We start from the raw sequence: 12,633 nt of genomic DNA, 5'->3' as shown, positions 1-12,633 counted from the left end.
CATGGGATTTCTTTCCGTTCTTAGCTTTGCCCACAAACAAATCGCTGAGCGACTGAGTCCCGGAGATATTGCCGTGGATGCCACGATCGGTACAGGGGCTGATACGCTCTTTCTGGCCAAGGCGGCCGGACCCAAGGGGCACGTCTACGGCTTTGACGTGCAGGAGCAGGCGCTGACCCTGACCCGGCAACGGCTGGCGCAGGAAGCACCGGAGCAGATCGCTCCGGTGACGCTGTACCTGCAGAGCCATGCCGCGATGCGGGAAGCGCTGCCGGAGGGCGTGCACGGCCGGGTCGGAGCGGTGATGTTCAACCTCGGCTACCTGCCTGCCGAGGAGGCGGACAAAGCCGTCATCACCACGCCGGACAGCACGATTGAAGCGCTGGAAGCCGGCTTGTCCCTGCTGAGACGGCGGGGCATTATGACGGCCGTGCTGTATCCGGGTCATGCCGGCGGCGATCTGGAGGCCCAGGCGGTAACCGCTTGGGCCACCGCCCTGCCCCAGTCGTCGGCCCAAGCCGTCATATACAGGCAGCTGCAGCGCGCGGATGCCCCTTATGTCATTGCGCTGGAGAAAAAATAGCGCGCTGGCCGCTTATGCGGCTCATGCCGCGAGCTTCCGCCCACCAGGCGTCGCGACATGCTGAACACTTTGAACACTTTGAAACCGTTTGTGCCCGGGGCCCGGCGCCCTCTTCATCCGGATGGATTCCGGTCCAAAGGGGATCGGCCCGGCCCAAGGTATTGTTTTACATAGTAGCGGTTTATCCCAAGCGATCACACGAACCCAAGAAAGGAACGATGAAGACATGACACAACCTTATCCATTATTATTTCAGCCGGAGTTTAAAGAACGCGTATGGGGAGGCCGGGCGCTCGAGCAGTTCAGGCTGCAGATTCCAGAGGGACATATCGGCGAAGGCTGGATGATCGCCGATCATCCGAACGGCACGACTTCCGTGATTAACGGGGAGCTGAAAGGCCAAGGCCTGGACCAGGTCCGCGAACAATTCGGCAAGGAATGGTTCGGCGCCAAGGGCTTTTCCGAGAAAAACGGCCGCTTCCCGCTCCTGATCAAGCTGCTGGACTGCAATGACGACCTGTCGGTCCAAGTGCATCCGACTGACGACTATGAGGGGCTGCCGAAAGGCGAGCTCGGCAAGACGGAAATGTGGTACGTGCTGGACGCCAAGCCGGACGCCAAAATCATCTACGGCCTTAAGGAAGGCGTCACACGCGAGGCGATGAAAGAAGCGCTCGAGAACGGAACCGTCATGGACAGCCTGCAGGAAGTTTCCGTCGAAGCCGGAGACACGTTCTATATCCCTGCCGGCACGGTGCATGCGCTGTGCGCCGGTGTAGTCGTGGCTGAAATCCAGCAGAACTCCGATACGACATATCGCCTCTACGACTACAACCGTCCGGGATTGGACGGCAAGCCGCGCGAGCTGCACATTGAAGATTCGCTGAACGTCATCGCCTACGAAGGATCCGGCGCCACAACGATGAAGACCGCCGGCAGCGCTGCGGGCGAATGGCTGCAGCTGGCGAAGTCCCCTTATTTCATCGTGGAAAAGGGAATCGTGGACGGAGCCTGGAGCCTCTCCACGACGCCGGACAGCTTCACCATCTTGGTCGTATGCGACGGCAGCGGCTCCATCGCCTGGGACGGCGGCTCGCAGGACTACAAAGCCGGCCAGTGCTTCCTGCTACCGGCTAATCTCGGTCAATATGAGCTAAAAGGAAATGCTACCGTTCTTCGTTCCTACCTGCCTTAAGCCTATAAGGCACGGGGCATTTCTTCTGATTCATCTGTCATTCACGAAAGAATGAAGGAGTGACCTCCATTGCGGGAACAAACGTTTACGATGACGGATCCGCTGGGCACGCAGATCCATGTCTATGCCTGGCTTCCCGACGAGCCGGCTGGAGTGAAGGCCGTCCTGCAGATCACCCACGGCATGTGCGAAACGGCCGAACGCTACAAGCGGCTCGCCGCGCTGCTGACGCGGTTCCGCTATGCCGTATATGCCCACGACCAGCGCGGGCACGGCTTGACCGCCGGCAGTGTGGAGCGGCTCGGCCATACCGGCAAGGACGGCTTCCAGCATATGCTCCAGGATATTCAGCAGCTCGGCGGTATCGTTCGTGACCGGCACCCGGATATTCCCCATTTTCTGATGGGACACAGCATGGGGTCGTTCCTCGTGCAGCGGGTGATGGAGACGGACGGCGGACCGTATACCGGCTTTATTCTGTCCGGCACGAACGGCCCGCGGAGCATGCTGAACGCCGGCAAAGCGGTCGCCAGGCTGCAGGGTGCACTCCAGGGAGAGTCGCACCGCAGCGTCCTGCTGAACGCAATGGTCTTCGGCAGCTACAACCGCAGCTTTGCCCCGACCCGGACGCGGTTTGACTGGCTCTCCCGGGATCCGAAGGAAGTCGATAAATACATTGAAGATCCGTACTGCGGAGCCATTTGCACGACCTCATTCTTCTACGACTTCTTCAGCCTGCTGCAGGATATTCAAAATCCCGGCAGCTATGACGGCATTCCCCGTGATAAGCCGGTGTACCTCTTCAGCGGGGAACTCGATCCGGTCGGGGAACAAGGCAAGGGCGTCCGGCGGCTGGAGGACATATATCGCAGCATCGGCATCAAGGACGTGGAATGCAGGCTGTACCCGAACGGACGCCATGAAATGCTGAACGAGATGAACCGGGACGAGGTCATGACCGAGCTGCTCGATTGGCTGGAGCGGCATGTGTAGTGCCCTTCCCCTACTTCGAAGAAATACCCGCAGGTTCAAGGCCTGAATGAACAAAAGCCGCTGCACGGTGGTCATAACCCCGTGCAGCGGCTTTTCTGTGCATATTATCGACGCTCATAATTTGCCGATCTTAACGCGTTCAATTACAGCAACTCCGCCGGCTGCAGCTTCATCGTATAGAACACAGGCAGCTCGCTCTCGTTCTGCTGGTACAGTACGATCAGCACCGTCCCCCCGGAAGCCTCCGCTCCGTCGTCTCTGCCGGCCAGCAAGTCATCCAGCGCAAACGGCAGCACTTCAAGCACGGCATGCTTTTGAAGCTCCCGTTCGGACAAGCCCAGGGAAGCGAAGTTCCCCGAGACGAGCTCCGGATGCTCCGTAACCTTTCGCATCAGGCTGCTCCAATCGTCCTTGGCGAGCGGCTGCTCCCACCAAATTTTACGCGGCTTGTACTTATGGTTGAGGAAGTAATCCAGCTTCATCAGCCCCAGAATCACATCCATGCGCTTCGTCTCCCGCTGCTTCAGGAAGGCGGCCAGACGCGTGAACAGGTCCTCGAGCTGATGGCCGATCTTCTGCCAGCCCTGCCCTTCCCAATAGTCGCCGAATTCCTGGAAGAAGTCGAACGGTGACGGAAATTCATGGGTCATGAGATAGTTCAGCGTATGATCCATCCGGTGCGCATTCCAGTATTTCTCAAGCACATCCTCCAGCCGCTTAAGCCGGACGATGTCGGCAAATGGCAGCTTATGGCTGCCAAGAATTTCGTAAGGCGCCTGATCCATGTACGTGTAATCGTACTTGCCGGCATCGCGGCGCAGGCCGGTGCCCCGCAGCATTTTCAGAAAACCGAGCTGCAGTTCTTCCGGTCCCAGGGCAAACACGTCGTTAAACGTTTTGCGAAACGTTTCATAATCCTCTTCCGGCAGACCGGCGATCAGATCCAAATGCTGGTCGATTTTGCCGCTGTTTTTAATAATGCTGACGGTCCGGGACAGCTTCTCGAAATTTTGCCGCCGCTTGACGATGACGTTGGTCGGATCGTTCGTCGACTGTACGCCGATTTCGAACCGGAAAATCCCCGGGGGCGCGTTGTCGGCAAGATATTGCAGCACTTCGGGACGCATGATGTCTGCCGTAATTTCGAACTGGAACACGCAGCCGCGGTTATTTTTAATGAGAAAATCAAACATCTCCAGCGCATACTGATGGTTAATGTTAAACGTGCGGTCCAGAAACTTGATGATCTTCGCGCCGTGGTCGATCAAATACGTAATATCGGACTTCACCCGCTCGATGTCGTAATACCGGACGCCGTTCTCGATGCTGGAAAGGCAGAACTGGCACTGGAACGGACAGCCGCGGCTCGTCTCGAAGTAGACGATTCGCTTCCCCAAATTCGGGATATCTTCGGGAAAACGGTGCGGCGTGGGCAGCGTATTGAGGTCGCTCTTCGGCCGCGGCGGGTTGATGATCACTTCGTCGCCCTTCCGGTAAGCAACGCCATAGACAAAATGGAACTTGCGGTCTCCTTCGATCACCTGCAGCAAATGGTGGAAGGTCTCTTCACCGTCGCCCATGACGATGAAATCGACCGCCGGCATCCGCTCCATCCAATACTGGGTGTCATAGGAAACTTCCGGTCCGCCGAGCACGATCGTGACTTCCGGCATGACCTTCTTCACGATCTCGATCACTTTCAGCGTCTCTTCGATATTCCAAATATAGCAGGAGAACCCGATGACGTCGGGTTTCCGTTGAAACAGGTCGGACACGATGTTCATGACCGGGTCTTTGATCGTATACTCGGCCAGCTCGATATCAAATTCATGCTGGCTGTATGCCTTGAGCAGGCGGATGGCCAGGCAGGTATGGATGTATTTGGCATTCAGGGTGGATAACAGGACTTTCATCGGTTCACGACCTTCTTCTTATTCATCATATCCGCCAGCGTAGGCGTCATCGCTCTGATTTTGGAAAAAATCAAGAAACGGTCTGCCGTACTTCCGGAACTTCACCTCGCCGACGCCTTTAATATTCAGCATTTCATCTTCGGTCTGCGGGCATACCACGCTCATCTCGCGCAGCGTCGCATCGTTGAAAATAATATACGACGGCACATGCTCCTTGCCCGCGAGCTCGCGCCGGATCAGGCGCAGCTGCTCGAACACGGTCTCGTTGACCGCCGACGGCGAGACATCGCGGCTGCGGGAGCTTCGGCTGCCCGTTTGTGCCGCTGCCGGGCGTGCGGTGCGCTGCAGCACCTGCCGCTGGCCCTTCAGCACTTCGGCCGCCAGCGGCTGCAACCGCAGCACGGGGTACTGGCCTTCCGAAAGCGCCAGGTACCCTTCCGAGGCGAGCACGTTAATGATCTCGGAAATTTCCTTCTCCGTCCGGTTCGCCATCGTCCCGTAAGTGGACAGGCTGTCAAAGCCGTACTGCAGCACCTTTTTATTCTTCGAGCCCTTCAGCACCGCCGCCACCAGTGATACGCCAAAGCGTTCGCGCATCCGGTGGACGCAGGAGAAAATTTTCTGCGCATCGACCGTCATATCGACCAGCTCGCGATCATCCGTACAGGAGCTGCAAATCCCGCAGGGCTTGTCATCGTGAGATTCGCCGAAATAGTCCAGCATCGCGCTGCGCAGGCAGCGGGTCGTATAACAGTAATCGACCATTTGCTGAAGCTTGCGATATTCGTTTGATTTGCGGTCCGTTTCCTGCGGGTTCTGCTCGATCAGAAACTTCTGCGTCATAATATCCTGCGGGCTGAACAGCAGAATACATTGGCTCGGCTCGCCGTCCCGGCCGGCACGGCCGGCCTCCTGGACGTAAGCCTCCATGTTTTTCGGCATGTTGTAGTGAATGACGTACCGGACGTTGGACTTGTCGATGCCCATTCCGAACGCGTTGGTGGCAACCATCACCTGGATGTCGTCGTACAGAAAAGCCTCCTGGCTGGCGGCGCGCTCTTCATCGCTCATCCCCGCATGGTAGCGGCCTGCGGCCAAGCCCACGCTGCTCAGACGCTGGTACAAATCGTCCACGTCCTTGCGCGTCGCCGCGTAAATAATTCCCGGCTGGCTGTTATGCGCCTCGGCGTAGCTCATGACAAAATCGCGCTTGTTCTCCCCGCGCAGCACCGACATGGCCAGATTGTCCCGGCCCAGCCCGGTGACGAACACTTCCGGCTCCTGAAGCCTCAGCAGGCGGACCATGTCTTCGGTCACTTCCGGGGTAGCCGTCGCGGTGAACGCTGCCAGGATAGGCCGCTCAGGCAGCCCTTCCACGAACGGAGCTACCGACAGGTAGCTCGTCCGGAAGTCATGCCCCCACTGCGACACGCAGTGGGCCTCGTCGACGGCCACGCAGGAAATTTCCAGCTGGGCCATTTCGTCGCGGAACCAGTCGAGCTCAAGCCGCTCCGGCGCCACGTACAGGAGCTTCAGCTCCCCCCGCTTGGCCGCGCGGATCCGCTCGTTCACTTCCTTGCCGCTCAGCGTGCTGTTGATGTATGCGGCGGCGATGCCCATCGCCGTCAGCGCATCGACCTGATCCTTCATCAGGGAGATCAGCGGCGATACGACCAAGGTCAGGCCCGGCAGCATCAGCGCCGGAATCTGGTAACAGATCGACTTGCCCCCGCCCGTCGGCATAATGCCCAGCGTATCCTGATGCTTCAGGAGGCTGGATACGATATGTTTCTGGCCCTCCCGAAAGTCGGGATAGCCGTAATATTTTTGCAGCATTTCCTGTGCCCGTTCCAAAGAAGGGGTCTCCACACTCATAAATAAGAACTCCTAACGATGCAAATTCAGCGGCGGCCCATGCAGCTTCCAAGGCTGCGCCACATTTTTAAACTTAACCTTTGACTTTAGGGAATAGATACATGATGACTTTCGAAAATGACTTGATTCAGTCCAATTATAAGTTTACCGGGGTTTCCGGGAATGAGCAACCGTGGTAAAGGGATTCTGCCCGTGCTGGGAGTGCATTTCTTGTTGGTAAAACAGAATGTGCCAGCAGTGGTTGCAGCTTAAGCGGAGAATGGGATGCAACTCTTGCCGACCGGTTCTCGTCATAAAAGATACATGGGGAGGGAGTGCAATGAAAAGAGGATGGTTATCTCTGCTTATCGCTATGATGTTCCTGGCCGGGTGCTCTCAGGATTCTGATTTGGATAAAGGTAGCGCTGCACCGTCAGCAGAGATGGCAAATCAGGAGGCTGGTATGCCTGCAGACATGCCGGATGATTTTAATTTCGTTGTCCGTTTTGGTTATGGCGATGTCACTAAAAATGAGATAAACACCTTTCAAGGGACCGTAACGAAAGATTTAATTACGAAAGGAACGGCAACAGCTCATCTCAAGTTTACCCCCAATGAAATGCGGGAGATCTACGGCAAAATGAGAGAAATCCACATCATGGCACCAAAGAAATTCACGAAAAGCCAAAACTGCTCCATGTCGCCAAGCAATGAAGATGAGTGGACGGTAACCGTCGATGGTAAAACGGAGTCGTTCTCGTGGACAGACCGGAATTGCGAACTGTCCGACGATGCAATCGCGTTGTTGGAATTAAGAAATTTCATTCAATCCATCGTAAACGCCAAAGAAGCCTATCAGGCCTTGCCGGCAGCTGAAGGCGGTTATGACTAAGGGACGCTTGTTCATGGCCGAAAAAAGTCGGCAGCCCGCCAGGCGCCTCCCATGATCGATGGGTCCATATGCACCGGCGGACTGCCGCTTAGCGGCGATATTCAGCTTTTGTGGAGCTACGCCTCGTGAAAAGTTCGTTAAACATCGGATGGATCCGGCGCGGCTAATCAGGTCAGCGCTGCTTCGAGACTGCTCCTTGAGCGGTATCCCAGCGGTGGCTGTACTGCTCAAGCTTTGGATGCACAGCCTTCGGCTCCTCCGTCAGCAGCAGCCTCAGCTTGACGATCCATTCTCCGAAGGTGCTGTAGCCCGCAAACCGATTCGCCATATCCGGCGTCAACAGCAGAAAATGCGGCCCGGGATATTTTTCCGTCAGATGGCGAAGGGCGGCTTCCACTGGCGTATATTTTTTCCGGCGTCCCTCCCAGTTCTCGATGACCGTTTTCCCGTGTCCTTCAGACCTCCAGGCTTCCAGCCGTTTCTCCCGTTTGTAATACGGGCTAACCGGTTCCTTGGTCATTCTCCGCACCGTCTCCTCATGCAGCGGATACAGCACCAGCTTGGAAAAGGACAGCACGCCGGCCAGCGACTCCGCTTCATTCAGACCTTCTTCATCGGTCTCTTCAAACGTATCGTAATAAATGAGCGTACCCTTACGCTTCTGCACCGGAGGCTCGTACCCGTAGGGAACCGTCTGTACCGTATGCTTCATCCTCATCACTCCCCAGATTCATCCTATATGTAATGTACCCGGCAGCGGATGACGTGATCACTCCACTCCAGTTTGCGGAGGTTCGAAGAGCTATTCGTCGACCTCGTCCAGGTGGTCCCGGCAGAAGTTTTCGAGCAGCTCCACTTCGTCCTCCTCCAGGTCAAAATCGAGGTACTGCCCCGTCGTTTTTTCATAAATTTCGTATTTCACGATCGCGGATTGGTCTTCGTCGACCTTGTAAATGACCCGGACATATAGTCCATTCTCCGTATAAAGCTCATCGTCATCAGGCACCTCGATGTCGAGCTTGAATTCATAGCGGGTTCCCTGCAAAATGCGGAACGGGTCCTTGATCTTCTCCGCTTCGTATTCCGTTATCGTCAGCATGTTGTCATCCTTTCATTCATCCATCCTATTCTTTATTGTACCAGACCTGTCCCGGTCCATTCACGGACACGAGCCCGCCAGGCATATAATAGCCTCATAAAGGGAGGCGTTAGCCATGATTTATGCAGTCATGCAGCTCATCGGCGGATTTATTTTGGCGTTCGGCTGGATTCCGCAAATTGTTCAGGTCATCCGGACCAAATCGGTCGCGGATCTGAGTCTGAAAACGTTTGGTTCGCTCGTAGCCGGCATCGGCCTGATGGAGGTCTATGCCATTCATATCGCACAGGGCGGTGTAGGCATTCCGTTTCTGATCACCAATACGCTGTCGCTGGTACTGATGCTGATTATGATCGGCTGCATTTTAAAATACCGCAAGCGGCCGTAGCGCAATACTGACGCATACTTTCTGCCCCATCAACCCAGCCATCCGATCATCAGCGGCAGCAGCACAAAGGAAGCGAGCGTCGTCCATAATATGCACCGGGTCACAACTTTGGGGGCCGCATCAAACTGCTCGGCCAATATGACCGCGTTCACTGCGGCCGGCATGGAACTGAGCACCAGCATAACGTTGAACAATACGCCCTGAATGCCGAGCAGGTACAGGAGCAGCGCGGACGCCACCGGCGAGATCACCAGGCGCATCGCCAAACCGGCGTAGAAAGCTTTGTTCATCGCTGCCGTATAAGCTGACTTCCCGCTCCTGACACTGACCATCTGCGCCCCCAAAATAAACAGAGCCACCGAGGAATACGCGCCCGAAATCATCGATATTCCTTGATTCAGCTCCTGCGGCAGCTCCACATGCGCTGTCCGGCAAATCACGGCAAGCACAGCCGCGTAGATCGACGGCAATTTGAAGATCGACAGCGCCGCCTGCTTTACGGAAAACTGCGAACGTGCGGCAAAATACACGCCCAGCGTATTGACGATGATGATCTGTAGAATAACGTACACTGATGCCTTATCCAGCCCCGCTTGCCCAAAGGCCAGCAGCACCAGCGGCAGACCATAATTGACGCAGTTCGTAAACAGCGCCGTCAGCGTGAGGCCTGACCGTTCGGCGGCCGGGAGCGACCACGCTTTTCCAATCCCTACGGCAATTCCCCACAGCAGCAGCATATTAAGGACCGTGAACAGAACCGTATCCGTAATCTCACCGTAGCTGATGTCGGCCCCGATCAGCGTTTCGAAAATAAGAGCCGGACTCAGCAGGTACAGGGACAGCGTGGAGATCGGCTTAGTATCGATCGGCTTAAAATACTTGATCAGCGCCCCTCCGATTACCGGCAGCGATATCGGGAGAAACACCTGGTACACTGTAGTCACAAACGTCTGCAGCATATGTAATCCTTTCCTGTCTTTGTGCTATGTTTAATCCCAGACGGGGGCCTTCTCCGGATGCCGCATCAATTCAAACATCAGCCTGATCTGCTCATCCGTATTACGTATTTGCGACAGGGCGGGAAGGTCGTCCTCTGCAAAAAACTGAACGCCGCTCGTCTCTACCCCCTCAGTCGCTTCGCCGCCGGTGATTTCGCAGGCGATGAATATTTTATACACATGATACGGGCCCGGCGGATTATGCTTCAGGTTGTCGAGCACGGCCAGGAGCCGGGTCGGTTTAACCACAAATCCGGACTCCTCCCGTACTTCCTTCACGGCAATTTCGGAAGGCGACAGCCCGATATCTGCCCAACCGCCTGGCAGCGACCATTCCCCTTCGGCCTTTTCGCGGACAAGCAAAATTTGATTTTCCTGAAAAATCACCCCCCGCACATCCACCTTCGGTGTGGCGTATCCGTCTTCCCCGGCAAAAAGTGCCGTCAACAGTTCGGTCTCAACATTGGTGTACTCCCGCATAATCTCTACGCTCAGTGCCCGAAGCTGTTCAAAGCGTTCCAGGTCATATACGTCCCGCGAGTATGCCAATCCTGTCTGGGCCACGGCTTGAATCTGTTTGGCCCACTCCAGCCATTTCAACGGTTTGTTCATCGGCAGGTCTCCTCCTCTGAATCGAATTCAACATTTTTTCATAAAAATTAGTGAGAAAGATTATCATTGAGAATGAATGTGTGATACAATGATCTCGAGTTTATCATTCATTAACATATCATAAGGAGTCGACGACCATGGTGAAAGCCCCTGATCAAAAATACGCTTCCTTGCGGGTTGACGATTATCTTGACCTTTTAAACCTGGCGAAGCAGTTGCAAGACACCCGGTGGCAGAAGGAAATTATCCGCAAGCTCGAACGCCTCAACAATACATCGATCCATCCATTGTCCTGTTAACATAGAAGACCGCGGGGCGCGTATTTTGATAGTACCATGCCTTCGGGGGAATCTGAACATATTTTCCAAAAGTATACCTTGAGCGTATTTGATATTACAGCAGGGGTGCCCGGAGGGTGCTTCTGCTTTATTTGTGTTGGTCACCCTGCGACTTCAGCCAATTTTCCCACCGGCGGGTCATGGACAGGCGTGCCTCAGTGCTTCGCTCGGAATAGGTGCCTTGTCCTTCCCTCCACTCCGGTATGGGTGGAAATTGTGCCCCTGTAATCTGTTCTAGTGCACTGCAGCGCTCGCCAAAGGTGGAAGCCCGTTGATGATTCGCTTCCTCAGCTAATCCCGCGATCAAGGGCCGGACAAACAGTGGATCGTTGATGTTTGCTGCGAGACGGACAGCCCAATACCGAATATCTAAGCTCGGGTCCCCAAGCAAAGGAACGAGTTCCTCTGTGATTTCATCCCACCATTCTGGGTGCCTCTGGATCGCATACACCCCAGCCATGCGAACATGGGGACTTGGGTCCCGCAGCACCTCCCGTACCAATTCGGTCGTATACCACTCCGGATGTTCCGACAGCAGCAGGGCGGATACGCAGCGAACTTTTTCATCGGGATGCTGAAGCCATGTATACAGTGGTTGTTTCAGTTCGATTAGGGCGGCATCGGAGTAAAAGGAGAGCAGCGACTTCATCACTATATCGGTGTCACCACTCTGCAACGCTTGCAGCCTGTCGGCCAATCCTTTTCTTTTCCACCGTTGCCAACAAGCGTAAGCCCCCTCCCCCTGTATTTGCTCGATTCCATGATCAAAGTTCACAGCTGCATAGACATCAACAACGCCTGCCTGGAGTTCGTTCCATATCGGGAGCGAGGCTCGGCTGGTCGCCAGTAGAGCAGACTTCACCTGCCGGGAAGACCAGTTTGGTCTAGCCTCCCAGATGCAAGCGGCAGCTCCCAAGATCATCGGGGCCGCAAAGGAGGTTCCTTCTGTCCTGGCATAGCCCCAAGGCAAAGAATCGGATGAGGCAGTGAAATGATTCAGAAATTCCTCTCTGGACTGGAACGGAGTGGGCAGCACGATATTAGCGGCAGGGGCCAAAATTTCCGGAGTCCACTTATTTTCAAACGTCACGCCTCTGCTATTGGGATACGGGAGCGCATGCTCCGCCTTCCCATCTATCGGAATGATCACACCGCCTACCGACAAAACCGACGGGGCAGCTGCGGGTGCGTTGCTAATCAGCTCACGGGTATTCCCGCATGCCGAGACCAACAGCAGCCCTTCGCCGGCCAGCTCCTCGCATAATCTGCGAACGGGATCAGCCTGCCAAGGCAGCAGCCCGGTGTCTCTGGAAGCGCTCACGGTCAAAACAGCCCCGCGAATGCGGTATTGGCGCCAGTTCGCTTTTAGCCAGAGGAGTGCCCCTCCAATTTTCTCTTCAAGATCCTTGGGAGTGTGTAGCGGTCCTGCTTCGAGCAAAAATAAATGGGCTTCAGGTGCTGCCCCAGCGTACTTTCCTTCCGAAAGCTCACCGGATCCGGCAGCTGCGGCTGCGCTCATTAATCCGTGATGCCCTCATCCCAAGGCCCTTGGTCAGCAGCTAGAAGTTCAGGCACTGCCTGGAAGTCTGATGTGCGGACCAGATATGTGTCCCTCCGTTTGTTTGATGCAATGTCAGGATGGTGCGGGAAAATGCCGTCAATGACGGCGATATTGACGTTCTTCCCCGTTAAATGGTCTGGAATAGCCAGAAATGATCGAATCGATGGCCACATGCTAATTTCCTCCCTCATTTTGGTATGAAATGCT

14 protein-coding genes are annotated in these 12,633 nt (G+C 55.5%); 6 read left to right on the top strand and 8 right to left on the bottom strand.

The genetic code is table 11. The annotated features are described in order from the left end of the window. The first annotated feature begins 1 nt into the window (after position 1). The 3 genes from ABID47_RS30885 to ABID47_RS30875 all read left to right on the top strand — a co-directional run bounded on the left by ABID47_RS30885 (position 2) and on the right by ABID47_RS30875 (position 2,771). On the top strand, positions 2-583 hold the full coding sequence (locus ABID47_RS30885; protein ID WP_212970812.1) for a tRNA (mnm(5)s(2)U34)-methyltransferase: 582 nt from the start codon (positions 2-4) through the stop codon (positions 581-583). A gap of 226 nt (positions 584-809) precedes the next feature. Continuing rightward, positions 810-1,778, top strand: a complete 969-nt coding sequence (locus ABID47_RS30880) for a type I phosphomannose isomerase catalytic subunit (RefSeq protein ID WP_354502711.1) — start codon at positions 810-812, stop codon at positions 1,776-1,778. Positions 1,779-1,847: 69 nt separating this feature from the next. Beyond that, positions 1,848-2,771: an alpha/beta hydrolase gene (locus ABID47_RS30875; protein WP_354502709.1), complete on the top strand. Its 924-nt coding sequence runs from the start codon at positions 1,848-1,850 to the stop codon at positions 2,769-2,771. A gap of 143 nt (positions 2,772-2,914) precedes the next feature. Here ABID47_RS30875 and ABID47_RS30870 read toward each other — a convergent pair whose 3' ends face one another. Further along, a complete protein-coding gene (locus ABID47_RS30870; protein WP_116232130.1) occupies positions 2,915-4,684 on the bottom strand; it encodes a B12-binding domain-containing radical SAM protein in 1,770 nt (589 codons plus the stop codon). An 18-nt stretch (positions 4,685-4,702) separates the two neighbouring features. Beyond that, a complete protein-coding gene (gene recQ / locus ABID47_RS30865; RefSeq protein WP_354502707.1) occupies positions 4,703-6,559 on the bottom strand; it encodes a DNA helicase RecQ in 1,857 nt (618 codons plus the stop codon). Between the two features lie 319 nt (positions 6,560-6,878). Between recQ and ABID47_RS30860 the strand changes: the two genes are divergently transcribed. Beyond that, complete coding sequence (locus tag ABID47_RS30860) at positions 6,879-7,430, top strand: hypothetical protein (protein WP_354502705.1); 552 nt, start codon at positions 6,879-6,881, stop codon at positions 7,428-7,430. Positions 7,431-7,602: 172 nt separating this feature from the next. Here the strand turns inward: ABID47_RS30860 and ABID47_RS30855 are convergent, their stop codons facing one another. Further along, positions 7,603-8,142 carry a hypothetical protein gene (locus tag ABID47_RS30855; protein WP_354502703.1) on the bottom strand — a complete coding sequence of 180 codons (540 nt, stop codon included), beginning with the start codon at positions 8,140-8,142 and terminating at the stop codon, positions 7,603-7,605. A gap of 90 nt (positions 8,143-8,232) precedes the next feature. Continuing rightward, positions 8,233-8,529, bottom strand: coding sequence for a DUF6509 family protein (locus tag ABID47_RS30850; RefSeq protein ID WP_116232126.1), 297 nt, complete (start codon positions 8,527-8,529; stop codon positions 8,233-8,235). A 115-nt stretch (positions 8,530-8,644) separates the two neighbouring features. Between ABID47_RS30850 and ABID47_RS30845 the strand changes: the two genes are divergently transcribed. Then, positions 8,645-8,917, top strand: a complete 273-nt coding sequence (locus ABID47_RS30845; RefSeq protein WP_354502701.1) for a SemiSWEET family sugar transporter — start codon at positions 8,645-8,647, stop codon at positions 8,915-8,917. Positions 8,918-8,946: 29 nt separating this feature from the next. On the opposite strand, the gene ABID47_RS30840 is transcribed toward ABID47_RS30845, so the two are convergent. Both ABID47_RS30840 and ABID47_RS30835 read right to left on the bottom strand, forming a co-directional pair. Then, entirely contained in the window at positions 8,947-9,876 is a 930-nt protein-coding gene (locus ABID47_RS30840; RefSeq protein WP_354502699.1) for an AEC family transporter, read from the bottom strand. Positions 9,877-9,906: 30 nt separating this feature from the next. After that, the gene (locus ABID47_RS30835) at positions 9,907-10,527 is read right to left on the bottom strand and encodes an NUDIX hydrolase (RefSeq protein ID WP_354502697.1); all 621 of its coding nucleotides are present in this window, start codon (positions 10,525-10,527) and stop codon (positions 9,907-9,909) included. A 137-nt stretch (positions 10,528-10,664) separates the two neighbouring features. Between ABID47_RS30835 and ABID47_RS30830 the strand changes: the two genes are divergently transcribed. After that, positions 10,665-10,826, top strand: coding sequence for a hypothetical protein (locus ABID47_RS30830; protein WP_163878816.1), 162 nt, complete (start codon positions 10,665-10,667; stop codon positions 10,824-10,826). A 127-nt stretch (positions 10,827-10,953) separates the two neighbouring features. On the opposite strand, the gene ABID47_RS30825 is transcribed toward ABID47_RS30830, so the two are convergent. Together ABID47_RS30825 and ABID47_RS30820 are read right to left on the bottom strand one after the other, a co-directional pair. Continuing rightward, positions 10,954-12,384: a S8 family serine peptidase gene (locus tag ABID47_RS30825; RefSeq protein WP_354502695.1), complete on the bottom strand. Its 1,431-nt coding sequence runs from the start codon at positions 12,382-12,384 to the stop codon at positions 10,954-10,956. Continuing rightward, a complete protein-coding gene (locus ABID47_RS30820; RefSeq protein WP_354502693.1) occupies positions 12,384-12,599 on the bottom strand; it encodes a hypothetical protein in 216 nt (71 codons plus the stop codon). Before ABID47_RS30820 ends, ABID47_RS30825 begins: the two co-directional genes overlap by 1 nt. Positions 12,600-12,633 lie beyond the last annotated feature (34 nt).

Source organism: Paenibacillus favisporus (genome assembly GCF_040545415.1).
Classification (GTDB): domain Bacteria; phylum Bacillota; class Bacilli; order Paenibacillales; family Paenibacillaceae; genus Paenibacillus_AQ; species Paenibacillus_AQ favisporus.
This window is presented reverse-complemented; position numbering and strand designations above follow the sequence as displayed.

Excerpts from the sequence above, each read along its gene's own strand:
- ABID47_RS30830 (WP_163878816.1), top strand. The coding sequence starts at position 10,665 with ATGGTGAAAGCCCCTGATCAAAAATACGCTTCCTTGCGGGTTGACGAT.
- ABID47_RS30825 (WP_354502695.1), bottom strand. The coding sequence starts at position 12,384 with ATGAGCGCAGCCGCAGCTGCCGGATCCGGTGAGCTTTCGGAAGGAAAG.
- ABID47_RS30845 (WP_354502701.1), top strand. The coding sequence starts at position 8,645 with ATGATTTATGCAGTCATGCAGCTCATCGGCGGATTTATTTTGGCGTTC.
- ABID47_RS30835 (WP_354502697.1), bottom strand. The coding sequence starts at position 10,527 with ATGAACAAACCGTTGAAATGGCTGGAGTGGGCCAAACAGATTCAAGCC.
- ABID47_RS30820 (WP_354502693.1), bottom strand. The coding sequence starts at position 12,599 with ATGTGGCCATCGATTCGATCATTTCTGGCTATTCCAGACCATTTAACG.
- ABID47_RS30850 (WP_116232126.1), bottom strand. The coding sequence starts at position 8,529 with ATGCTGACGATAACGGAATACGAAGCGGAGAAGATCAAGGACCCGTTC.
- ABID47_RS30855 (WP_354502703.1), bottom strand. The coding sequence starts at position 8,142 with ATGAAGCATACGGTACAGACGGTTCCCTACGGGTACGAGCCTCCGGTG.
- ABID47_RS30870 (WP_116232130.1), bottom strand. The coding sequence starts at position 4,684 with ATGAAAGTCCTGTTATCCACCCTGAATGCCAAATACATCCATACCTGC.
- ABID47_RS30860 (WP_354502705.1), top strand. The coding sequence starts at position 6,879 with ATGAAAAGAGGATGGTTATCTCTGCTTATCGCTATGATGTTCCTGGCC.
- ABID47_RS30840 (WP_354502699.1), bottom strand. The coding sequence starts at position 9,876 with ATGCTGCAGACGTTTGTGACTACAGTGTACCAGGTGTTTCTCCCGATA.
- ABID47_RS30885 (WP_212970812.1), top strand. The coding sequence starts at position 2 with ATGGGATTTCTTTCCGTTCTTAGCTTTGCCCACAAACAAATCGCTGAG.
- recQ (WP_354502707.1), bottom strand. The coding sequence starts at position 6,559 with ATGAGTGTGGAGACCCCTTCTTTGGAACGGGCACAGGAAATGCTGCAA.
- ABID47_RS30880 (WP_354502711.1), top strand. The coding sequence starts at position 810 with ATGACACAACCTTATCCATTATTATTTCAGCCGGAGTTTAAAGAACGC.